General features: G+C 62.9%; 27 protein-coding genes. 15 read left to right on the top strand and 12 right to left on the bottom strand.

Annotated elements, in window-relative coordinates; all coding sequences use genetic code 11:
* Window positions 1-30 precede the first annotated feature (30 nt).
* Together BH683_RS17960 and BH683_RS17955 are read right to left on the bottom strand one after the other, a co-directional pair.
* A complete protein-coding gene (locus BH683_RS17960; RefSeq protein WP_143696085.1) occupies window positions 31-318 on the bottom strand; it encodes a DUF3263 domain-containing protein in 288 nt (95 codons plus the stop codon).
* Window positions 319-465: 147 nt separating this feature from the next.
* Window positions 466-879, bottom strand: a complete 414-nt coding sequence (locus tag BH683_RS17955) for an STAS domain-containing protein (protein ID WP_168187074.1) — start codon at window positions 877-879, stop codon at window positions 466-468.
* Window positions 880-913: 34 nt separating this feature from the next.
* Here BH683_RS17955 and BH683_RS28455 point away from each other — a divergent pair, with 34 nt between their 5' ends.
* From BH683_RS28455 to BH683_RS17945, 3 genes are all read left to right on the top strand, one after another.
* The gene (locus BH683_RS28455; protein WP_143696083.1) at window positions 914-1,099 is read left to right on the top strand and encodes a hypothetical protein; all 186 of its coding nucleotides are present in this window, start codon (window positions 914-916) and stop codon (window positions 1,097-1,099) included.
* A 179-nt stretch (window positions 1,100-1,278) separates the two neighbouring features.
* On the top strand, window positions 1,279-1,431 hold the full coding sequence (locus BH683_RS28735; RefSeq protein ID WP_168187065.1) for a DUF6766 family protein: 153 nt from the start codon (window positions 1,279-1,281) through the stop codon (window positions 1,429-1,431).
* Window positions 1,432-1,635: 204 nt separating this feature from the next.
* On the top strand, window positions 1,636-2,256 hold the full coding sequence (locus tag BH683_RS17945; RefSeq protein WP_084837636.1) for a GAF and ANTAR domain-containing protein: 621 nt from the start codon (window positions 1,636-1,638) through the stop codon (window positions 2,254-2,256).
* Between the two features lie 118 nt (window positions 2,257-2,374).
* Here the strand turns inward: BH683_RS17945 and BH683_RS17940 are convergent, their stop codons facing one another.
* Both BH683_RS17940 and BH683_RS17935 read right to left on the bottom strand, forming a co-directional pair.
* On the bottom strand, window positions 2,375-3,187 hold the full coding sequence (locus tag BH683_RS17940; protein ID WP_084837635.1) for an ANTAR domain-containing protein: 813 nt from the start codon (window positions 3,185-3,187) through the stop codon (window positions 2,375-2,377).
* Complete coding sequence (locus BH683_RS17935) at window positions 3,184-3,951, bottom strand: GAF and ANTAR domain-containing protein (protein ID WP_084837634.1); 768 nt, start codon at window positions 3,949-3,951, stop codon at window positions 3,184-3,186. Before BH683_RS17935 ends, BH683_RS17940 begins: the two co-directional genes overlap by 4 nt.
* A gap of 121 nt (window positions 3,952-4,072) precedes the next feature.
* On the opposite strand from BH683_RS17935, the gene BH683_RS17930 reads away from it, so the two are divergent.
* Window positions 4,073-4,267 (top strand): ANTAR domain-containing protein, encoded by a 195-nt coding sequence (locus BH683_RS17930; RefSeq protein ID WP_084837633.1) that lies wholly within the window; start codon window positions 4,073-4,075, stop codon window positions 4,265-4,267.
* 71 nt (window positions 4,268-4,338) lie between these two features.
* Here the strand turns inward: BH683_RS17930 and BH683_RS17925 are convergent, their stop codons facing one another.
* Window positions 4,339-4,692 carry a VOC family protein gene (locus BH683_RS17925; protein ID WP_143696082.1) on the bottom strand — a complete coding sequence of 118 codons (354 nt, stop codon included), beginning with the start codon at window positions 4,690-4,692 and terminating at the stop codon, window positions 4,339-4,341.
* A gap of 178 nt (window positions 4,693-4,870) precedes the next feature.
* On the opposite strand from BH683_RS17925, the gene BH683_RS17920 reads away from it, so the two are divergent.
* Window positions 4,871-5,794 (top strand): SDR family oxidoreductase, encoded by a 924-nt coding sequence (locus BH683_RS17920; RefSeq protein ID WP_084837631.1) that lies wholly within the window; start codon window positions 4,871-4,873, stop codon window positions 5,792-5,794.
* A 6-nt stretch (window positions 5,795-5,800) separates the two neighbouring features.
* On the opposite strand, the gene BH683_RS17915 is transcribed toward BH683_RS17920, so the two are convergent.
* Entirely contained in the window at window positions 5,801-6,250 is a 450-nt protein-coding gene (locus tag BH683_RS17915) for a PPOX class F420-dependent oxidoreductase (RefSeq protein WP_084837630.1), read from the bottom strand.
* 130 nt (window positions 6,251-6,380) lie between these two features.
* On the opposite strand from BH683_RS17915, the gene BH683_RS17910 reads away from it, so the two are divergent.
* Together BH683_RS17910 and BH683_RS17905 are read left to right on the top strand one after the other, a co-directional pair.
* Complete coding sequence (locus BH683_RS17910; protein ID WP_084837629.1) at window positions 6,381-6,887, top strand: DUF2975 domain-containing protein; 507 nt, start codon at window positions 6,381-6,383, stop codon at window positions 6,885-6,887.
* A complete protein-coding gene (locus tag BH683_RS17905) occupies window positions 6,887-7,147 on the top strand; it encodes a helix-turn-helix transcriptional regulator (RefSeq protein WP_084837628.1) in 261 nt (86 codons plus the stop codon). Before BH683_RS17910 ends, BH683_RS17905 begins: the two co-directional genes overlap by 1 nt.
* Window positions 7,148-7,156: 9 nt before the next feature.
* Here the strand turns inward: BH683_RS17905 and BH683_RS17900 are convergent, their stop codons facing one another.
* The 4 genes from BH683_RS17900 to BH683_RS17885 form a co-directional block, all read right to left on the bottom strand.
* A complete protein-coding gene (locus tag BH683_RS17900) occupies window positions 7,157-7,594 on the bottom strand; it encodes a DCC1-like thiol-disulfide oxidoreductase family protein (RefSeq protein ID WP_084837627.1) in 438 nt (145 codons plus the stop codon).
* A 135-nt stretch (window positions 7,595-7,729) separates the two neighbouring features.
* Window positions 7,730-8,722: an adenosine deaminase gene (locus BH683_RS17895; protein ID WP_084837626.1), complete on the bottom strand. Its 993-nt coding sequence runs from the start codon at window positions 8,720-8,722 to the stop codon at window positions 7,730-7,732.
* 223 nt (window positions 8,723-8,945) lie between these two features.
* Window positions 8,946-10,214 carry an alpha-amylase family protein gene (locus BH683_RS17890; protein WP_084837625.1) on the bottom strand — a complete coding sequence of 423 codons (1,269 nt, stop codon included), beginning with the start codon at window positions 10,212-10,214 and terminating at the stop codon, window positions 8,946-8,948.
* 66 nt (window positions 10,215-10,280) lie between these two features.
* Window positions 10,281-11,006, bottom strand: coding sequence for an SDR family oxidoreductase (locus BH683_RS17885; protein WP_084837624.1), 726 nt, complete (start codon window positions 11,004-11,006; stop codon window positions 10,281-10,283).
* Window positions 11,007-11,140: 134 nt separating this feature from the next.
* Between BH683_RS17885 and BH683_RS17880 the strand changes: the two genes are divergently transcribed.
* Window positions 11,141-11,548, top strand: coding sequence for a MerR family transcriptional regulator (locus BH683_RS17880; RefSeq protein WP_084837623.1), 408 nt, complete (start codon window positions 11,141-11,143; stop codon window positions 11,546-11,548).
* A gap of 24 nt (window positions 11,549-11,572) precedes the next feature.
* Here BH683_RS17880 and BH683_RS17875 read toward each other — a convergent pair whose 3' ends face one another.
* A complete protein-coding gene (locus BH683_RS17875; RefSeq protein ID WP_084837622.1) occupies window positions 11,573-12,082 on the bottom strand; it encodes a MarR family transcriptional regulator in 510 nt (169 codons plus the stop codon).
* A 118-nt stretch (window positions 12,083-12,200) separates the two neighbouring features.
* Between BH683_RS17875 and BH683_RS17870 the strand changes: the two genes are divergently transcribed.
* The 3 genes from BH683_RS17870 to BH683_RS17860 all read left to right on the top strand — a co-directional run bounded on the left by BH683_RS17870 (window position 12,201) and on the right by BH683_RS17860 (window position 14,194).
* On the top strand, window positions 12,201-12,626 hold the full coding sequence (locus BH683_RS17870; RefSeq protein ID WP_084837621.1) for a Rid family hydrolase: 426 nt from the start codon (window positions 12,201-12,203) through the stop codon (window positions 12,624-12,626).
* A 331-nt stretch (window positions 12,627-12,957) separates the two neighbouring features.
* Window positions 12,958-13,116, top strand: a complete 159-nt coding sequence (locus tag BH683_RS28730) for a hypothetical protein (protein WP_168187073.1) — start codon at window positions 12,958-12,960, stop codon at window positions 13,114-13,116.
* 397 nt (window positions 13,117-13,513) lie between these two features.
* Window positions 13,514-14,194, top strand: a complete 681-nt coding sequence (locus tag BH683_RS17860; RefSeq protein ID WP_084837619.1) for a hypothetical protein — start codon at window positions 13,514-13,516, stop codon at window positions 14,192-14,194.
* 51 nt (window positions 14,195-14,245) lie between these two features.
* On the opposite strand, the gene BH683_RS17855 is transcribed toward BH683_RS17860, so the two are convergent.
* Entirely contained in the window at window positions 14,246-14,617 is a 372-nt protein-coding gene (locus BH683_RS17855) for a PLDc N-terminal domain-containing protein (RefSeq protein ID WP_084837618.1), read from the bottom strand.
* A gap of 301 nt (window positions 14,618-14,918) precedes the next feature.
* On the opposite strand from BH683_RS17855, the gene BH683_RS17850 reads away from it, so the two are divergent.
* The 4 genes from BH683_RS17850 to BH683_RS17835 all read left to right on the top strand — a co-directional run bounded on the left by BH683_RS17850 (window position 14,919) and on the right by BH683_RS17835 (window position 19,436).
* Window positions 14,919-15,455 (top strand): hypothetical protein, encoded by a 537-nt coding sequence (locus BH683_RS17850; protein WP_143696081.1) that lies wholly within the window; start codon window positions 14,919-14,921, stop codon window positions 15,453-15,455.
* Between the two features lie 59 nt (window positions 15,456-15,514).
* On the top strand, window positions 15,515-16,231 hold the full coding sequence (locus tag BH683_RS17845; protein WP_084837616.1) for a Clp protease N-terminal domain-containing protein: 717 nt from the start codon (window positions 15,515-15,517) through the stop codon (window positions 16,229-16,231).
* An 85-nt stretch (window positions 16,232-16,316) separates the two neighbouring features.
* Window positions 16,317-16,727 carry a hypothetical protein gene (locus tag BH683_RS17840; RefSeq protein WP_084837615.1) on the top strand — a complete coding sequence of 137 codons (411 nt, stop codon included), beginning with the start codon at window positions 16,317-16,319 and terminating at the stop codon, window positions 16,725-16,727.
* A 165-nt stretch (window positions 16,728-16,892) separates the two neighbouring features.
* On the top strand, window positions 16,893-19,436 hold the full coding sequence (locus tag BH683_RS17835; RefSeq protein WP_084837614.1) for a molybdopterin-dependent oxidoreductase: 2,544 nt from the start codon (window positions 16,893-16,895) through the stop codon (window positions 19,434-19,436).
* The last annotated feature ends 42 nt before the right edge of the window (window positions 19,437-19,478 follow it).

Here is a 19,478-nt window from a genome sequence, read left to right as displayed (position 1 = left end):
ATCGCCCTGGCAAGGGTTTCGGCTATCTGCTCAACTCACGAGCCACAGGCGCTTACGCGCAACACCTTTCATCCTGTCGACGACAGACGGATGCACATGCGACGGCGGATCAGACTCCAAATGAGTCGCCAGTGCGGTGAAATACTCCTGCGCAGTCATCGAGAATCGCGTGTAGATCTCCGCGGCCGGACCCCCTCCGTGGTCGATCCAACGCAACGCGTACGCGATCAAGTCCTGGTGGGATGCCACCGACGCGGTCTGGGACGACGAAATCTGGTCATGCCCCGTTTGCAGGCGGTGAGGCGTCTCGATGGTCATGCGTCATCACCTTCTTCCACCACAGGTCGAGCGGGCTGGGATCGGGCCACTCCACGTCTGGGCGTACGCGGGCCGAGTGCTCCTGTGGCACAAACGGATCGGGTCTTCGTCCGTTTTCGGGACGCTGCGGCGCCTTCTGGACGGACGTCATGGACGCGCTCCCGCCCTCTGCGGCTCCTTCTCGGGCGGGCTCTGCCATGCCGCGCTGAACAGCCGCTCGGCGCCGTGCCCGATCGCGGTGTCGACAGTCTCGACGACCTCGAGTGTGTCGGTGACACCCGCCAGTCGGAGTTGCCTGGCAGTGGCCGATCCACTGGCGACCACGATCATCTTTCCGCCCATCGCCTGCAAGGACTCGTGCGCGGCAATCAACGCCGACATTCCGGATGTACTGAGAAACGTGGTGGCGGTGAGGTCGATCAGCAGAACTTCGATCCTGTCGAAGAGAACCAAAGCGGTGGCCTGCTCGAGGTCATTGACCGCCAGGTCATCCAGATCGCCGGATACGGTCACGACGCCGGATTCACCACACAACATCGTCGAAACGACGAACGGTGGCACCTGCCGACTCAATGTAGACGGAGATAATTCAGGCATGAAACAACCCCTCAAACTTATTGCGGGGACGCTGGTCGATGCGAAAAAACACCACCAGCGCGTGGGCGTGGCTTGTGTTCAACCTGCCACTGATATTGCCATCTGGCCACATGGCGTGCAACCCATTTGCAACCAAAACCATGCGGTCGCAAAGATCTCGACAAATCGACCATCCATTACTTGACGACGAAAACTGAAGCCCCATGAACGTTTGACGACCGATTAGATAAAGATCGGCGTCAACCAGGGACGATCACGTCATTCGAGACCCATCAACCCGTGAGCAACGCCGCCATCTTGAAGGAGGTTGTTTCGATGCCGGATCTCGTTGTGTCGCAGTGAGTCCGTTCGGCCGCGCGGTCTATGGCTGGGGCACGAGAATACAGCGACGAACAACAACGGCAGAGCGAGTTCATCGCGGTCGCGGCGATCGTCGGAATCTCGGTGTTCTTCCGGCAGCGGTCGTCAGCAGAATCCAAGCCGGTGGCCGATCCACACCTCGAGACCGGTACCTGACTCCCACATCGTCGCCCTCCATGGCGGTAGGGTTATGAGGCTGGAATGATCCCGGCCGAAGACCTGATCCTTTCGGTGGGGCCGCCCGTTCAGAGGACGCCGCGGAAGGCCTTTGTCACACCGTGCACGCCCGCACCAAGGTGGCGACCTCACTTTGTGGCCGGTCGCTGACCGGCTCAGGCGAGCAGAGAGACGGTGATTCGGATGTCCGAGCAAGGTGACACTCACGTTTTCAAGGTGCTGGCCGACCACGCACGCAGCATGCACGCCAAGACCCGACTCGGTTCGGACGCAGTGTTGGCGGAGATCACCGCGTCAGCTGTCCAGTTGATCGACGGCGCGGTATCGGCAGGGATCACCGTCACCAAGAAGCGCAAGGTGGTCGACACCCTGGCTCCCACCGACGACGACGCCCGCGAGTTCGACCTGATCCAACAACAAGCCGGGCAGGGCCCATGCCTGGATGCTGCGTGGCAGCATCGCACGGTTCGGGTCCCCAACCTGCTCAACGATGGCCGCTGGCCGGCTCTCGCTGCCGAGATTCGCGACAGGTCTCCGATCCGTGCGTCGGTGTCTTACGAACTGTTCACCCACACCGAAGGTATGGGCGCGCTGAATGTGTACGCCACAAAGGCGCACGCGATCACCGACAGCGAGGTGGAGAAGGGTTACGCGCTGGCCGCGCACGCCGCCCTGGTGTTCGATGCGGCTCGTAAGTACGACCAGTTCCAGAGCGCGCTGGCCTCCCGCGACATCATCGGCCAGGCCAAGGGCATGCTCATGGAGCGTTTCACATCGGCGCCGACGCGGCATTCGAGCTACTGACGAAGCTGTCTCAGGACTCCAATGTGACCGTTGCCGAGATCTCCCGACAACTCGCCGGGAGTAAGCCCGAGACCGAGTGATCGGCCGCTGATGTGCGGCCGGGAGTCTTCGGCCTCGATCAGTGAGGGATGTGCGGCGGGTTGGGTAGGTCAGGTGGGTCGAAAACCCCGGCTTTGCCCGGATCGCTCGGATATCGTCGCTGCGCCGCCAGGATCGCTTTCGCGTGGCCCGTGGCCGTGACACCGTGCGCTCGGGCCAGCCTGGTCAAGGTCAGACGCGCCTCCTCGAGGTCGAGCCCGCGAGCTTCGGCCAGCATCCCGACCGCGGTCGCGATGATCGTGGTGCCCTCGAGCACCGAGTCGATGGTTTCGTCCAGCGCGGCAACTCGGTCGGTGCCGGATCCCGCCGACAGTGCCAGCGCGGTCAGGTCCGCGAACACCTGCCCGGCCTGACTGGGGTGGTCAGAGTTCCACGGCTGCTCTGTGTGGATCACGATCGAACCGATCCCGGCCGATACCCCGAAAACCGGGAACGCTCGCACACCCCGTAATCCGGCGTCGAGCGCCCGTCGACGATACAACGGCCAACGAATGTCGTCGTCCGACATCAAGTCGGCGACCAATGCCACCGCGCCCGTGCGCGCACTGTCGAGGGCAGGCCCGACAGTATTGATCAAGGGGCTCGGATCGAGAGTGTGCCGGGACGACTCGGCCACGATGTGCAGCGCCGCGCTGCCGGCGACCTGCCGTGGGTCGAGCAGCACGACCACCGCCGAGTAGGCACCGAAGCAACTACATGCGTGATCGGCCACGGACTGCAAGACCGTCGGTAGATCGAACTCACGCACCATGCTCCTCGTCACGGCAGCTATCGCGGTGCTCACCTGCTCGGGATCAGTCGCCGCTCCCGTATCCCGGCTCTGTTCGCTCACTGCTGCCTCCCATCATCGAGGTCGTGGTGTGTCAACCGCCGTCCGATGACGTCGAACGCCACGTCACCGATAGACCGGCCGGTTCGAAAGGCGCACGCGCGCAGACGGTCGAGGGCATCTTCGGGCGAGACTCCCATCTGCACGGCCAGCATCCCCGAGGCCGTGAACACATGCGTTCGCGAGAAGCCCGTCTCGGTGTCAGGATCGGTGAGATCGAGCGCCAGCGCATCGGCCGCCACAGTTGGACTGGTCGAACGGGCAACATACTCCGCCCAACTGGCTGCGACTGTCTCCCCTGCCCGCGCCGCGCACGCGAGTCCGGCGTCGAGTTCGATTTCGGATAGAGGGCCCGCCGTCGCCCGGTACAGTTCCAGCACACCGAGGGGATGTCCCGCGTCGACGATCGGCAGAGCGAACACGGCTTCCACCCCCACTCCTCTGGCCGCCTCGACGAACCCCGGCCACCGCTCGGACGGCTCCGGCTGCCGAAGATCATCCACGAGCTGCACTCGGTCCTGCACGTAGGCGTCCAGACAGGGGCCCTCACCGAGGGTGAACTGCAACTCGTCGATGCGCTGGGCCAAGGGATCCGTGGCATACACCAGGTCACGAAGTTTGGACCGAGGAGTCAGCAACGCAGCTGCGGCACCGTCGACCCCGGTCATGCGCACGGCCGTCTCGCACAACGCTCCGACCCCCGTGAACACCGCGCGGCCCCGGGGACCACTGACGCCTGCCTCATGCCGCGCGGGTTCGTCCCCCATGTCCCCCGTCACCTCGGCTCCATGCTGTCAAGGTTACCGCGCACCCGTTGAGGGGACGGAGAACGCGTAGGCTGGGATTCTCCGGGGAACACCTTCTTCGCTGAACAGCAAAGAAGAACTCGTGGGTTTTCCGCAAGAACGCGACATCGACGTCGAGCACGATGAGCAGCACATCATCGCGATGGCCGTGGGCATGCTCATGGAACGCGAGCAGATCCCGCACAGCGAGGCCATCCACCTGCTGCTCGACCTCGCCGAGTCGGGCCAATTCGATTTGGTCGACGCCGCGAATATAGTCATCAACACCAAAATTTGAACGTCGCCGCAAGTATGTAGCTGCCTACTCGAAGACGTTGTTCGAGGCCCCATTCCGCCCGCCGTGGGACATCATTGCGCCGGACCTTCTTCGTGAGCTAGCACGATCGAGTTTCCGGACGGATCAGGCAGCATGGCGAGCCGAAACTGCCCGGACGGCACAGTGAAGGCCTCTCCGTCGATCCCGCGTGAACTCAATTCGGCGAGCGCTTCGTCGAGATCGGCGACACCGATGATCATGTCGTGGTCCCCGGCGTGATCAGGATCGAGGTACACCTGTACGCCGCGACCGGAGCCGAGGTCCCACTCTGCCGACGGCGGCATCGGGCGTCGATCCGGCGCCCGCCCGAAAAGGGCCGTGTACCAAGCAACCGCCGCATCGTGGTCGCGAACCTTCATGACCGACAGCGTGTGCGTGATCTGCATGATTCCTCCTTCATCGAATGCGAACACCAATGCTGACTCGGGCGGCGGCGCGAAGTCATCGGAGTCCGGGGACCCGTCGTTGTGGCAAGTGAGCCCATGCGCCCCCCACCTGCGCTGGCTGGAGTCCGCCATGGCCGGAGCATTGACTCGCGTCGGTTCTGTTGACAGTCTCGGACGCATGGGCCGAACAGTTCCTGCCGAGGCGCTATGCGGCAAGGTTGCCGTCGTGGCCGGCGCCACCCGAGGCGCCGGGCGCGGTATTGCGGCCGGTCTCGGGGAAGCCGGCGCGACTGTCATCTGCACCGGTCGCAGCAGCCGCAGCGGGGGAATCGACTCTGACTACGACCGTCCCGAGACCATCGAAGAGACCGCGGAACTGGTCAGCCAACTCGGCGGTACGGGGGTAGCGGTGCAGGTCGACCATCTTGATCCGCCGCAAGTGCACAAGCTCGCTGAGAAGCTGCGACGCGACTACGGTCGTATCGATGTCCTCGTCAACGACATCTGGGGCGCGGAGATACTGAAAGGAGCTCCGCCGGAGTGGAATACCCCGATCTGGGAGCACAACCTGGACCGTGGTCTCCGCATTCTGCGGCTCGGCATCGATACCCATCTGATCACCTCGCATCACCTGCTACCCCTACTTGTCGAAGAGCCCGGCGGCCTGCTGGTGGAAATCACTGATGGCACAGCTGAATACAACGCCGACCGCTACCGGATATCGGTGTTCTACGACTTGGCAAAGGTGGCGGTCAACCGGCTCGCCTACTCGCAAGGCCACGAATTGGCCGAGCGTGGCGCCACCGCCGTGGCAATCACTCCCGGCTGGTTGCGCTCGGAGATGATGCTCGACAATTGGCAGGTCACCGAAGCCACCTGGCGCGACGCCCTGCAGGACAACCGGGGTCATGGGTTGCCGACCGCGCCACCGGCGTTCGCGTCCTCCGAATCACCGCGCTACGTCGGTCGCGCGGTCGCCGCCATCGCCGCAGACCCGAAGCGAGCGCGATGGAATCAGAAGTCCGTCAGCTCGGCAGAGTTGGCTCGTGAATACGGCTTCACCGACGTCGACGGGACCAAACCCGACAGCTGGGATGTCTGACGACGATCAGCCGATGCGCTCTCCGTAGACGTGGTCGACGTGGATCGTCACCAGAACCCGTCGGTCAGCCACCATCACCGACCGATACTCGTCCCAGTCAGGATGCTCGTCCCAGTCAGGATGCTCGCCTGCCGCGGCGCGGTAGTACCCGACGAGCGCCTCCACCTCAGGACCGTGAGGATCGGTGCCCGGCCCGATGATGGTCACGCTCCCCTCTGCGGTTGCCCAGGACCGACCGTCGGAACTGGTGACCTCGAGGACGCCACGCGGATCGCGGCGCAGGTTTCGGGTCTTGGCGCGACCTTCCGTGGCAGAGATGTAGATGGCCTCGTCCGCCCGGTCGTAGAACGGCGTGACGGGAGACAGCTGTGGACGGCCATCGGACTTGATTGTCGCCAGCACCCCCAACGTGCTGTTCGCCAGCAGTTCTCGCGGATCGAATGCTTCGGTAGTCATTGCTCGATTATGCGTTCATGACGTCACTGACGCCCTGAGGCTCGACCTCGATGGCGGAATCTATCGATTTGCGATAGATTTATGTTGTTCCTCGACCGAGACAGGTGGAGGCCGGATTGAGGGGTTACGGATGGGTAAGTGGGCTGTACTCGCATTGCGTGCCGTCATCGCGATTGCACTCGCCGGTTCTGTGGTGGTGCAGATAGCCATTGCGCCAGTGCTGTGGTTCGACATGGACGACGCCCCCGCAGGTATCCGCGTGTCCCTTGCGATCATCGGCGTCGCGGGCGTTGCTTGTCTGCAGGTGATCGCGATCTGTATTTGGCGACTGCTGACCATGATTCGCCGTGGAACCGTGTTCTCGCACGCATCCTTCCGCTATGTCGACGGCGTCATCGGCGCGGTCGCCGCAGGAGGAATCCTGATCTTCGCGATTGCAGTGGTGGCACGGTTCGCAAACCACGGTTCCCCCGGCGATGAGGTGGCTCCGGGTCTGGTGGGGCTGATCTGCGGCGCGGCTCTCGTCGCGGGCGGCGTCGCCCTCGTGGTCTACGTTCTACGGACACTGTTGGCCCAAGCGGTCGCTCTCGACCGAGAAGCCAAGCATCTGCAATCTGAGCTCGACGAGGTCATCTGATGCCGATCATCGTCGACATCGACGTCATGCTCGCTCGGCGCAAGATGCCGGTCGGCGTTCTCGCCGAACTGATCGGCATCACCCCGGCCAATCTCGCCGTACTCAAGAACGGACGCGCCAAGGCGGTTCGTTTTACGACTCTGGCCGCGATCTGTGACGTACTCGACTGTCAGCCAGGCGATTTGTTGCGCTGGGAGCCCGATGACGTGCACGGGCCGACCGAATCCACGGCAACAGCACGATCGGCGCTTGACGGGTGATCGCCCAGTTCACCGAATTTGTGCCGGGTCGCCCTGATCCAGGAATCGCGCACGCACATCCGGTGACGGAATGGGGCAGGAGTCGAGCTTGCCGAACACGCGGTATCGGATGGCGGCGAAACCGTCGTAGAGCCGGTCTCGCACGGGACGAGGGATGACCGCGGCGATCCGCAACCACCGCCATGGCCGACCGGCGTGCGCGAGGACACGTAGCGCACCGTCAGACCGCACGGCCACGTACTCTTCGGCGGTCCCGGGATTGCCCACATAGACAAGGGAATCCATGGATGCCAGTTCGGGATGCCGAGCAATGACGCCGCCGGCGAAGTCACTCTGCAGTGCAGCGAAGCGCAGTTCACCACGACGGTCGATCCGCAGCAGGAATTGCACCGCATGGTTGCAGAAGCCACACACTCCGTCGTATAGGACGACCGGACCATCGGACATCGGCTCTCCCCTTCACTCACGCACCGCGGCGCCCCATCCCGGGTACCAACACTAGCCTACACTCACTACAAGAACGATCGAGAGATGTTGCAGTGCAGTAGTTTCAGACAGATAGGGGTAGGCGCGCCTGCGACCTCACAGACTCCGCGCCGCCACCGCGATTTCTGCCAGGATCTCCGTTTTTCGGCCATCTTCCGCGAAGGATGCCGTGACAGAGTTCCGCGCCAACGCCACAAGGTCGCCGGCACCGAGATCCAGCGCGTCGCGCACCCCGGTGAGGTTGTCGTCGACATAGCCGCCGAAGTAGGAAGGATCATCGGAGTTGACCGACACGTTCAGGCCTTTGTGGAGCATGGCCGCCAGCGGATGGTTCGACAGGTGATCAACGGCCTTCAGGCTGACGTTGGACAAAGGACATACGGTCAAAGGGACTCGCTCGGTCACCAGTCGGTCGACGAGCCGTTCATCCTCGAGACACCTGATCCCGTGGTCGATCCTTTCGACACCGAGCAGGTCCAGCGCCTCCCAGATGTACTCCGGCGGGCCCTCTTCCCCAGCATGTGCGACGAGATGTAGACCCTCTGCGCGAGCCTTCGCGTAGACGTCCACGAACTTCGATGGTGGGTGCCCGACTTCAGCCGAATCGAGTCCGATTCCGAGGATCGGGGTTCCCAGCGCGATCACGGCATCGAGGACCTCCATCGCCGACTCTGCGCTCTGGTCGCGCAACATCGAGACGATGAGTCCGGTGCTGACACCATGGACGGCGACGGAAGCATCGAGCGATGAGGTGATTCCCTCCATCACCTCTTCCAATGCGATACCGCGCAGGAGGTGAGCCTGCGGGTCGACGAAGACCTCGGCATGACGGACACCTGCACGCGCCGCACGCGCCAGATACGCGTTGGTCATCTCGGCGAAATCGGCGGCGGTCTGCAGCGTGGACATGTTGGCGTAGTAGAGATCGAGAAACGACTGCAGGTCGGCGAAGTCGAACCGTGCCCTCAGTTCATCGACGTCCGCGTACGGCAGCGCGATCTTGTTCCGGTCGGCAAGGCTGAAAATCGTCTCGGGCTCGAGCGTTCCCTCGAGGTGGAGGTGCAGTTCGGCGACTGGGAGGATCGTCATTAGTGGTCCAATCTGTATGTCCTGGTGTCGAATCACCTGCCTGCGGTCCCCTTCGACAAGGCAATCGCCGAGCCTCACGCCTACAAGTATCGTCACGACAACTTACGCTGACCACCAGATTCGGTCCCGTACCGGCCGACGAAGGGCATATTCCCCTCGGCACCCCGATTCGGGGACGAATGTGGTGTGACGCGTCCACAAGGGTCTCGGCGGAGCGCCGAAACTATGAACTTCCCGCCGCTGGTGAGGCGGGCTCCGCGATCGACCAACCCGGGCCGCTGGCGACCACATTGCGGTTCGCGGCCACCAACCCATGGGGTGCAGGTTCTGAATCCAGCAGCGTGAGATCGATCGTCAGAATGAGTTCCTCGCCGCTACTCCTGGAGATCAGAGTCGCTGACCGATTACTCAGGTCGCGCACCTCTGTACGCGCACTGTGCAGCCACGAATGACGGCGCCGCACGCCGATCAGCGCCTGGTGTAGCTCAAACAGACCGCGTCCGTACGGTGCGAGTTCATCTGGGCCAGCAGGAAAGACGGGACGTATGGCGTCGTCACCACCGACTCGCTCTTCCTTGACCCCGCGAAAGCCTTGCTCGTCGCCGTAGTAGACACTCGGGACGCCGGCGAGAAAGAACAACAGCGCCACCGCGATCGGGATCATCCGCTCGTCCGACAGTGTGCTCGCTATGCGTGTCACGTCATGGTTGCCGACAAACGTCGCCGGGACGAAGGCCTCCAGCATGCCGTTGTTGCGCTCGATGGCATGGCCCAGTTCGAAGAGGTTCTCGTCGTTCAGCGAGCTCCACATCGCTTTCCAGAGCTCGTATTGAGTCACCGAGTCGAGACCCGATGCGGCGACATAACCCTCGTAGTCGCCGTGGATCATCTCCCCGACGAACCAGGCCGCCGGCGCCCGTTCACGCACCGGAGGCAGCACCGTCCGGAATAGCGACGGGTCTATGGCGTAGGCGGCGTCGAGGCGCCAGGCGTCGATCCCGCGGTCGAGCCAATGCGTCATCACGTCGCCGATGTACTGCTGCACCGCCGGGTTGTCGTGGTTGAGCGTGACCAGGATATCGTGGCCCTCGAAGGCAAAAGGCTTGTCGCCATCCCATCGAAACCATTGTCCTGCTTCCGAAGTCGACCCGTCGCGCAGCGCGTCGCGGAACTTCGGGTGGTCGCGGCCGACGTGGTTGAAGACCCCGTCGAGCATCACCTTGATGCCGCGGTCGTGCGCTGCGGCAATCAGGCGTTCGAGATCCTCGGTTTCGCCCAGCCGAGAATCGATTCGGAAGTGATCAATCGTGTCGTAGCCGTGCGTCGACGACGCAAAGACCGGGCCCAGCGACAGGCCGTTGCATCCGAGCTCGAGCAGATAGTCGAACCAATCGACAATCCGGTCCAGCCGGTGCTCCGTTCCTTCGATCGACGTCGCCTCGGCTCCCACGAACCCCAGCGGGTACACCTGCCACCAGATGACATGCTCCATGTCCACAGCCTAGGGGCAGCCGCAGTCGATGCACCCGGACCTCGGGTACCGCGCCGGTTCGCATGGTCAGCCGGCGCCGAGGAGTTCGCGCATCTGCGTGTAGAACGCGGCAGGGTCTCCGGCAAGTGACGCCTTCACCATCGCGGTCCACTCATCGACGATGACCTCGATCGACCCGTCAACGAGGCCGTCGAGGGAGCGGCGCGGTACCTCGCGAGGATCGATCTTGGGCCCGTCGTATCCCGCTGCGATATCGGTGTCGGCCGCGCCGAGCAGTACACCCTGCACGAATGTGCCCTGAGATGAAAGTTCCAATCGCACACCGTTCGTCATGTTCCACTCGGCAGCCTTGGCGGCGGAGTACGAACCCGAACTCGGCGCTGCGAACCACGACAGGGCGGACAGTACGTTCACGATCGCGCCGCCACCGTTCACGGCCAGTGTGGGGGTGAACTCGCGGATCACGTCCAACGTGCCCCAGAAGTGCGTGTCCATCTCGCGACGGATCTCGGTCAGGTCACCGGTGATGAGCGACGCACCGGTTGAGATACCGGCATTGTTGACGACCAGGGTGACATCCGATGCGGTGGCTGCCGCAGTGACGACGGACTCGTGGTCGAGAAGGTCGAGCCGCACCGGCACCACCCGGTTGTCGTCGAAGTCCAGTGTCTCCGTACGGCGCGCCGTTGCGTACACCCTGCTCACACCACGGTCGAGCAACTCGAGGACGAATTGGCGGCCGATGCCGCGGTTGGCTCCGGTGACGAGCGCGATCTGGTTGTTGATGTCCATGGGGACCTTGCTTTCTGAGAGAGTTCCTGTGCATGTCCGGCCGTATGCGGCCCGACATCGGCTAATCTAGAACTTCACGTTGACGTCAAGGGCAAGTCCAACCGTGGATTGCCTGGTAACAGGAGGTTGCTCGGATGCGGATAGGCGACGTCGCACACCGCGCGGGGGTCAGCACCCGCGCGCTGCGCTACTACGAAGAGCAGGGACTGCTTCATTCTGAGCGCACCCTCAGCGGCCAGCGGACCTACCCCGAATCAGCCATCGAGCGCGTGAAGCTGATCCAGCAGTTCTTCACCGCCGGCCTGTCGAGCCGGACCGTCCTGCAGCTGCTGCCCTGCGTCGACACCGGCCAGGCCTCCCCTGAGGCCTTCGAAATACTGCAGACCGAACGCGACCGGATCACCACCGCGATGGCCGACCTCGCCGCCGCACGCGACGCCCTCGACCAGATGATCCACATCGCGCACCACCCCACCCCTGAACACTGTCCTGCACTCCGCGAAACACCCTGGGCGCCATACGAAGCGCGCGCCACCACCTAGGTCTCCAACGACCTTCCAGCGGTGTCAGGCGAAGTCATCGGGGACGATGTGCAGTTTCTGCGCGATGCGGGCGAGAGCCTTCTGGTCCGTCGCATCGAGCTGATCGAGAATCATGCCGCGCACGGCGCGCATATGTGTCGGCGCTGCCAGCTCCACGATCTCGAAACCGTCGTCAGTGAGCTCGGCGAGGGTGTATCTGCCGTCGACAGGATCAGGGGCCCGCACCACCCAGCCGCGTTGCTCACAGCGTTTGATCACATTCGACAGCCGTGACAGCGATCCGCTGGCGAGGAAGGCGAGTTCCCCCATCCGCAGCGTGCGCTGCGGTGCCTCGGAGAGATGACTGAGCGCGAGGTACTCGAACAGAGTGAGGCCGTGCTCCTTCCGGAGCGGCGGCTCGAGCTTTCCGGGTAGCAGTAACACCAGCGAGATCAACCCCGTCCAGGCGGCTTTTTCCTGGTCATCGAGCCAGCGCACGTCTGCGCCACTCTCGTGTTCCCCATCATCGCTCGCGGCCTCTTCAGTGCTGCTCATGATCGTTCAAACCCTCCTACTCAGTGCTGTTACTTTACGCGTGAAGTCAATCGAGCTAGCATGACTTCAAGCGTGAACTCAATCCGAGATGCGCTGACATTGATCAAAGGACACACCCATGAGCACCGTCACCTTCGGCATCACCCCAGGCCTCGGCGAAAAGCTGCACGAAGCCCGCGGCTACAGCGGAGCCGTCCGCGTCGACGACCGCGTCGAAATCTCCGGCCAGGCAGGGGTCGACGATGACCTCGCCATTCCTTCCTCACTCGAAGACGAGATCATTCAGGCCTTCGACAACGTAGAGCGCACGCTCGCAACCGTGGGCGCGACTTGGAAGGACGTCATCCATGTCAACTCGTACCATAAGGTCGCGCCAGGAGATGACGCCATCGGTGAGGACCACAACCGCGTGATGTCCGAACAGTTTCGCCGCCGCCTCGACGGCCGCGCGCCGATCTGGACCGAAACCGGGGTCACGGTCCTCGGTCTCGCCGACATGCGTGTGGAAATACGCGTGACCGCGATCGTCGGGTCTTCGAGCTGAAACGCCTCATCGGGTTAGCAATCCGAATCAGGTTGCAGACCAAAACTTTAGCGCCGCAGGGCCCACACTGCCGCAGGAGGATCTATGCCGGATCGCCGCGAAAGGTCAATGATCACCGCGTTGACGACCCACCCTGATTCCGATGCGGGGCTAACCAACGTGGAAGGAAGCAATGTTGTTCGACTGAACTGGATCGGCCGTGGTTGACAGCACGCCAATACCTGGAAAATTGCCTGACGCACTGATCGATCAGGTTCGTTGCGTATAACTTTCCGACCGCGCGGGCTGAACGATGTGCTGCGCTGAGGCGGCCAGCAATCCGATTGCGAACATGGGAACAGCAAAACCCAACGAGACCCAAAAAGACGACCAATTCGCTACTGCGATGAACGTCAGCACAACGAAGGTGACGACAACCAACCACGATACCCAGCGCTTCATGACCAAGGCCGCGACGGCAGGCGGGATCGCGAGCAATTGCCCAAGCTGAACCAGTGGCCATACGCCCACCACGCGCAGAACCGAATCATCACACTGCAGCGCGGCTCGGCTTCCTTCGAGATCCAGCTGGCCCGACTTCGAACACGACAGAGACACTCCCCCTGCAGGCGACATCGCAGTCCAGACCGTGAACACCACTGCTGCCGCAGCCAAACCCCACCAGACAATTCTCAGAGCCGACACAACCGGAGCCTCGCCCTCAACGTTCGAAACATGGTGCGCGCGCTTGGCGCAAGGACTATCTGCCACGCCGCCGCAGCTGACTCGAAATGGTAATTCAAGGGTGCTGGTCGGATGTTCTGTGGGCACTTCAACCCGGCCGCCGCAATAGATCGCGTCGCCTTTTGTTCGCAGTTAAATGATCTCAGCGCTCTATAGTGACACGGGTGGGGTGGATTCTTCTGATCGTGATGGCGATAGCGGTGGCAGTCCTTGCGGTCGTCGTGTGCGCGCTCTGGCTACGGATCGACATCGACGACGCAATGGGCTCGGGTCGCAATCTGGAGCTGATCATCGACCCTGCCCCGCATCCGATATTCCCGCCAGGAGCAACTGAGGCGGTCCGCGACATCACCGTCGCTGTCACCGCACTGGGACCCGGCCTTTGGTTCGATCTGGAAGGTTCTCTGACGCAGTACGACGGCACCATCGTGGCTGACCTATGGCCGGGCCAGACACTCACCGCCACCGGCCAACCCATCACAGTCACGCGTCGCGTCGATGACGCCCAGATTGCTGCGCTGTTTGTGGTCATCACGTGGAAACAACCGACCCGTACTGGACCCCGTCCGCAGGCCCTACGGGCTCCGCTGAACCCCATCATCGACTACCAGCCGCTCACCACCGCTATCGATGCGAGACCCGAGGCCGCACCAGCGATCCCCATCCGGCAGTACCCCATCGACGAGTTCTACTGGCACCCTGCGCATCACCTGCGCAGCCGCTACCAGCAGCTCTCCCCCCGCTGGTGGCTGCCCGGTGCCGGTGTAAGCAAACCTCTCGGCGCCTGGAGACCCCGACCCCAGGCCACCTACAACAACACCCAGACCCCCGGCCTACCCCATTAGCATCTGGCGGCCGCCACCAGCCGAGTCAACCCCGGTCCGTTGTTCAGACCATCACTCGGCGGCGCCGCCTTGTTGCCGACGGCGTTCGAGTTCCCCTTGGCGGCGTTGCTCTTGCGCCCGCGCGCGGACCTGCCGCAAGAATTCCGCGTCGACGGCCGGGTCCTGCGGTTCGAAACGGCCCGGCTCGTCATATTCCGGAAATCCCAACGCAGTCGCACGCCCCGACCCCGCCCGCCGCCCATGGCCACCACCGCCGAGGGGTCGTCCAGCCACGAACCACACGATTGAACCCACCAACGGCAACACGATCACCAACAACAACCACCCCCACCGCGGCAACCCCCGTACCCCTACCTCGCTGCCGATGATGTCGATCAACGCCGCCACCATCACCACCAACACAATCAATCCCAAATACGGCACTTGCCAACCCCTCCCTCACCTACCGCAGTGCTGTCCACTTGTCATCGCCAGACGAGACAGCATCTCCCCGAAACCCGAAAATTGCCTCCGCGCATGGTTTCACACCTGAAGCTAACGCGACAGAATCTGTTCGATGGACAAGCTCGCGTGATCCTGGGCAGCGGCGCGGTGGCGGATCACATTCGTAATCAGCGGGTTTCGTTACGATGCAGCGTTTGCTGACGGGTTTCGTCGGACCTGTTCGGTCGCGAAATCTCCCGGCACGCCACATATACGCAATTGCGGGGACTAGCATCTTGCCATGGCAGTGGTCGTAAAGTCGATGCGTTCGATGTCTGACTCAGAGGTGGCCACGGCGACCCGCTGGGCGTTCGGAGCATGGCTGGCCGCGACGGTACAGATGCTGCGCCTCGAGCGGGTTATGCATGCCACAGGCGGCCCGGGCATCGTCGCGTTCGAGTTGGCGGGTAGCGAGCAGCAGGCCACCGCGATTCTCGACAGGTGGGGCCCGGAAGGGACTGCAGCTGCCCGTAAGTCGCTGCAGCTCGACTTCGCCTACATGTGCAGCTACGGAACGTTCACGGCGTTGCTCTCGGAAGGTGCCGGCCGTCGAATCGAGCAGCGGTCCGGCATTCGGTTCGGCCCGGTGGCCCAACTATTCTGCGCGGCTGCAGTCGCCGCTGACGCCTGCGAGGGCGTCGCGTTGCTGAGCATCCTGCGGGGCGGCGACCGGCAGGTGCATGCAGCACGCGCCCGCAAAGCCGCCCTGACGAAGTTCGCGATGCTGTCGATTCCTCTTACTTTGTGGGCAGTCTCGCGTCTCACCGAGCGGCGCTGACGCCGCGTCCGTCAACCCACGGTTGACGCACTGGGCTCCGTCAACCTAGGGTTGACGGCATGACTACTCCCACACCCGTCAAACATGTCCGCCTCGACGATCTGATCGAAGCCATCACCTCAGTGCACAACGACGCCCTGGAGCAACTGTCCACCGCCGTACTGACTGCCGATCACCTCGGTGATATCGCGGACCACCTGATCGGCCACTTCGTCGATCAAGCGCGACGATCCGGCGCTTCCTGGACCGACATCGGCGCCAGCATGGGCGTCACCAAACAGGCCGCGCAAAAACGGTTCGTTTCCAAGCCCGCATCGACACCCGACCTCGACCCCAGCCAGGGCTTCAATCGATTCACCACACGTGCGCGGAATGTCGTGGTGGCATCACAGGAGGAAGCACGCAAGGCCGGTCACGCCGAGATCACCACTGGCCACCTGGCTTTGGGCCTCGTCGGCGATTCCGAATCGACGGCGGCGAAAACCATCATCGGGGTAAGAGTTTCGCTGGATGCCGTTCGCAGCGCGGTTGCCGGAACGCTCCCCGAGCAGTCATCCGACCTTCCGGCACTCATACCCTTCGACGCATCGGCCAAGAAGGTTCTGGAGCTCGGTTTCCGCGAAGCGCTGCGTCTGGGCGCGGCCGACGTCGGAACCGAGCACATACTGCTCGCGTTGCTCGAGCACGAAAACGGTGACGGACCCTTGTCCGGAATCGCGCTGACCAAGGTCGTCGTCGAGGCGCAGTTGGCAACCCTCTCGCCGGAGACCAAGTAACGATCAATACCGTCCGGCCAGCCTCCAACCCGCCGTGGCCTGGAATCTTTGTTATAGTTATTTTTAACTTTAGGAAGGGGAGACCATGAGCCGTCATGTCAAGAGCGCTACCGCTGCTGCGCTCACGACGATCGCACTGAGCGGCGCCCTGATAGTGGGTGCAGGGCCCGCGTCGGCCGCGAAGGTGTACCCGACTGCCGACAATCAGGTGTTGATCGTGGAATTGACGCACGAGGAGACGGTGGCGGCATCGCAGGTCGGAGCAGGCAATGTGATCAATGCGGTTCTGGGCAACGATCATTGGGGCGTCATCTTGGAGACCGACTCCAGGTACCAGGGTGACAGTTACTTCCGCCCCGAGAAAGCTCGCACCTGGAGCAATGTCACTGGCCAGCAGGTTGTCTCCGAGGCTGCCGCCCACCGAGGTGGACGCGTGGTGTTCGGGGTGTACCCGCAGACCCCGGACGTGCCGCTCTGGGTCATGCAGGATTGGTGATCAACGGTTGATGCTGCACATGCGTATGTGAACCGCACGAAGGGGCCCACTCCCGCTGAGGAGTTGGGCCCCTTTCGTTTCGGGAGCTGACCCGACAACTGCTTGCACCCGCCACACCTTGACCAATATGTATTATGGCAGAATGCATATTCTGCGGACGTTCGTATGACCGAAACAACTGATGATGCCGCCCCCTCACCGGCCGCCGATTCTTGGCAGAAGACCGCGTGCATCCTGTGCGAGTGCAACTGCGGCCTGGAGGTGCAGGTCACAGACGGAATCCTCTCGAAGATCCGCGGGGACAAGGAGCATCCCGGATCGCAGGGCTACAGCTGCGAGAAACCCCTGCGTTTGGATCGGTATCAAAACGGCGTCCACCGCCTCGACACGCCGTTGCGGCGACGCCCCGACGGCACGTACGAGGAGATCGACTGGGACACCGCTCTCGACGAGATCGCTGAGCGCCTCGCAGCGGTCAAAGCTGAGCACGGCGGCGAACGGATCTTCTTTTATGGCGGCGGCGGCCAAGGCAATCACCTCGGCGGCGCGTACGGGCGGGGGCTTTTCCACGCGGTAGGCGCCAAGTACATGTCCAACGCGCTGGCGCAGGAGAAGACAAGTGAAGGATTTGTTGACCTCCAGCTCTACGGCAGCCACACTTCTGGCGACTTCGAGAACTCCGAAGTTGTTGTGTTCGTGGGCAAGAACCCCTGGCAATCGCATGGCATGTCCCGCGCACGACCAGTCCTCAAGGAAATCGCACGCGACCCCCAACGATCGATCATCGTGATCGATCCCCGCAAGAGTGAGACCGCCGCAATGGCTGATCACCATTTGCAGATCAAACCGGGTACCGACGCGTGGTGTCTGGCGGCGCTCGACGCGACCCTCGTCCAAGAGAAACTCATTGCCGAAGATTGGCTCTCCGCTCACACCGTGGACGTGGCAGAAGTATTGACCCTGTTCCGTTCGATCGACATCGCCGACTATGCCCGCCGGTGCGGGGTACCCGAAGATGCGCTGCGCGCCGCCGCGCGACGTATCGGCAACGCCGGCAGCGTCGCCACCTACGAAGACTTGGGCGTTCAGCAGTCACCCAACAGCACCGTCAGCGCATACCTGCAGAAGATGCTGTGGATACTCACCGGAAACTTCGCCAAACCAGGTGGTATGCACATCCATTCGTGGATGTTCCCCTTGGCCGGTAAATGGTTTCCGCTCGAGCGGGACACCACACCGCGCTTCGAAACTGCCCGCCGCACAACAGGGTTGCAGGCGATGCGACGAGGTGCGGGCGGCCTGCGCTGGATTCTGTCGCACCTCGACGGTAGGGGCCCACTCACCGCGCTTGCAGAGAGGGCCGCCACGCTGGCCATGAAGTCGTCGTTCGACGCTGTCGCAGTGGCAGTGGCCGGTCCCATCGCCGACCGGACCTCGAACTCGACGCAATTCGGAACCACCCCGGTCACGGGTGCACGCATCCTGTGGGGCCTGATCCCGTGCAACTCGATTGCCGACGAGATCCTGACCGATCACCCAGACCGACTGCGGGCGATGTGGATCGAGTCCTCCAACCCGCTACATTCCCTCGCTGACTCCGAACGATTCCGACGCGCCATGCGAAGCCTGGACCTGACCGTCGTCGTCGACGTCGCGCTCACCGAGACCGCACGTGAAGCCGACTACGTGCTGCCTGCGTCCAGTCAGTTCGAAAAGTATGAGGCTTCCCTGTTCACCCTGCATTTTCCCCACAACAGTTTCCAGCTCCGGACACCCCTGATGGCACCGCTGCCCGGCACTCGACCAGAACCTGAAATCCATGCTGCGATCATCGATCGGTTAGGTGTCGTCGACCCGGATGTCGTTGCGTCCCTGGCGGCTACCGCGCGTGTCGGTCGGTCCGCCTTCGCCTTGTCGCTGTTCTCGACTGTCGAGCAAAAACCTGAGCTCGCCGGACTGTTGCCCTACCTGCTCTATCGCACTCTGGGCACCACTTTCGAACCCGGCGGCGAAGCCAAGGCCATGATCTGGGGGTTCGCCCAGCTTGCGTGTATCGCCCAGCCCGATTCTGTCAGCAGAGCCGGATTCACCGCCCGCGGCGCCGAGCAGGGCGAGCAACTGTTCGACGCCATCATCAGCCGTCGCCAAGGGGTCCGGTTCACTGACGACAACTACGAAGACGCCTGGCGATACATCCGTCACGCCGACCGCAAGATCCACACCGCGATCCCCGAACTGATCGAGGAGATCAAACTCCTCGACCACGTGGAGCCTTGCTATACCAGCGCTGAGTTCCCCTTCATTCTGTCGGCAGGAGAGCGGCGTTCATTCACGGCCAATGTGATCATCCGAGACCCCGACTGGCGGCGCCGCGACCGCGAGGGCTCACTCCGCATGTGTTCGCACGACGCCGACGCCATGGCGGTCGCCACCGGCGACCTCGTGAGCCTGACCACCGAGACCGGCACCGCAACCGCGGTGGTCGAGGTGAATGACATGATGCAGCCGGGACACGTCTCGCTTCCCAACGGAATGGGCGTGTCTTACCCCACCGACGACGGTGATGTCGTTGTCGGCGTGGCACTCAACACCCTGACTTCGGTACGCCGTCGTGACAAGTTCTTCGGAAACCCGTGGCACAAGACCCTGCCCGTACGGATCGAACCTGTGGCAGCCGACGGCCAAGGAAGACTGGGTAATATGACATAACACATACCAAGGTCCTCGGATGCGCAAGCCTCGAGGCGATGT

Source organism: Williamsia sp. 1138, from assembly GCF_002095435.2.
GTDB lineage: Bacteria > Actinomycetota > Actinomycetes > Mycobacteriales > Mycobacteriaceae > Williamsia.
This window is presented reverse-complemented; position numbering and strand designations above follow the sequence as displayed.

Bases quoted from the DNA above. Each gene is read 5' to 3' on its own strand.
- BH683_RS17960 (WP_143696085.1), bottom strand. From the start codon at position 318: ATGACCATCGAGACGCCTCACCGCCTGCAAACGGGGCATGACCAGATT.
- BH683_RS28455 (WP_143696083.1), top strand. From the start codon at position 914: ATGAAACAACCCCTCAAACTTATTGCGGGGACGCTGGTCGATGCGAAA.
- BH683_RS28735 (WP_168187065.1), top strand. From the start codon at position 1,279: ATGGCTGGGGCACGAGAATACAGCGACGAACAACAACGGCAGAGCGAG.
- BH683_RS17945 (WP_084837636.1), top strand. From the start codon at position 1,636: ATGTCCGAGCAAGGTGACACTCACGTTTTCAAGGTGCTGGCCGACCAC.
- BH683_RS17935 (WP_084837634.1), bottom strand. From the start codon at position 3,951: ATGGGGGACGAACCCGCGCGGCATGAGGCAGGCGTCAGTGGTCCCCGG.
- BH683_RS17925 (WP_143696082.1), bottom strand. From the start codon at position 4,692: ATGCAGATCACGCACACGCTGTCGGTCATGAAGGTTCGCGACCACGAT.
- BH683_RS17920 (WP_084837631.1), top strand. From the start codon at position 4,871: ATGGGCCGAACAGTTCCTGCCGAGGCGCTATGCGGCAAGGTTGCCGTC.
- BH683_RS17915 (WP_084837630.1), bottom strand. From the start codon at position 6,250: ATGACTACCGAAGCATTCGATCCGCGAGAACTGCTGGCGAACAGCACG.
- BH683_RS17910 (WP_084837629.1), top strand. From the start codon at position 6,381: ATGGGTAAGTGGGCTGTACTCGCATTGCGTGCCGTCATCGCGATTGCA.
- BH683_RS17905 (WP_084837628.1), top strand. From the start codon at position 6,887: ATGCCGATCATCGTCGACATCGACGTCATGCTCGCTCGGCGCAAGATG.
- BH683_RS17900 (WP_084837627.1), bottom strand. From the start codon at position 7,594: ATGTCCGATGGTCCGGTCGTCCTATACGACGGAGTGTGTGGCTTCTGC.
- BH683_RS17895 (WP_084837626.1), bottom strand. From the start codon at position 8,722: ATGACGATCCTCCCAGTCGCCGAACTGCACCTCCACCTCGAGGGAACG.
- BH683_RS17890 (WP_084837625.1), bottom strand. From the start codon at position 10,214: ATGGAGCATGTCATCTGGTGGCAGGTGTACCCGCTGGGGTTCGTGGGA.
- BH683_RS17885 (WP_084837624.1), bottom strand. From the start codon at position 11,006: ATGGACATCAACAACCAGATCGCGCTCGTCACCGGAGCCAACCGCGGC.
- BH683_RS17880 (WP_084837623.1), top strand. From the start codon at position 11,141: ATGCGGATAGGCGACGTCGCACACCGCGCGGGGGTCAGCACCCGCGCG.
- BH683_RS17875 (WP_084837622.1), bottom strand. From the start codon at position 12,082: ATGAGCAGCACTGAAGAGGCCGCGAGCGATGATGGGGAACACGAGAGT.
- BH683_RS17870 (WP_084837621.1), top strand. From the start codon at position 12,201: ATGAGCACCGTCACCTTCGGCATCACCCCAGGCCTCGGCGAAAAGCTG.
- BH683_RS28730 (WP_168187073.1), top strand. From the start codon at position 12,958: ATGGGAACAGCAAAACCCAACGAGACCCAAAAAGACGACCAATTCGCT.
- BH683_RS17850 (WP_143696081.1), top strand. From the start codon at position 14,919: ATGGCAGTGGTCGTAAAGTCGATGCGTTCGATGTCTGACTCAGAGGTG.
- BH683_RS17845 (WP_084837616.1), top strand. From the start codon at position 15,515: ATGACTACTCCCACACCCGTCAAACATGTCCGCCTCGACGATCTGATC.
- BH683_RS17840 (WP_084837615.1), top strand. From the start codon at position 16,317: ATGAGCCGTCATGTCAAGAGCGCTACCGCTGCTGCGCTCACGACGATC.
- BH683_RS17835 (WP_084837614.1), top strand. From the start codon at position 16,893: ATGACCGAAACAACTGATGATGCCGCCCCCTCACCGGCCGCCGATTCT.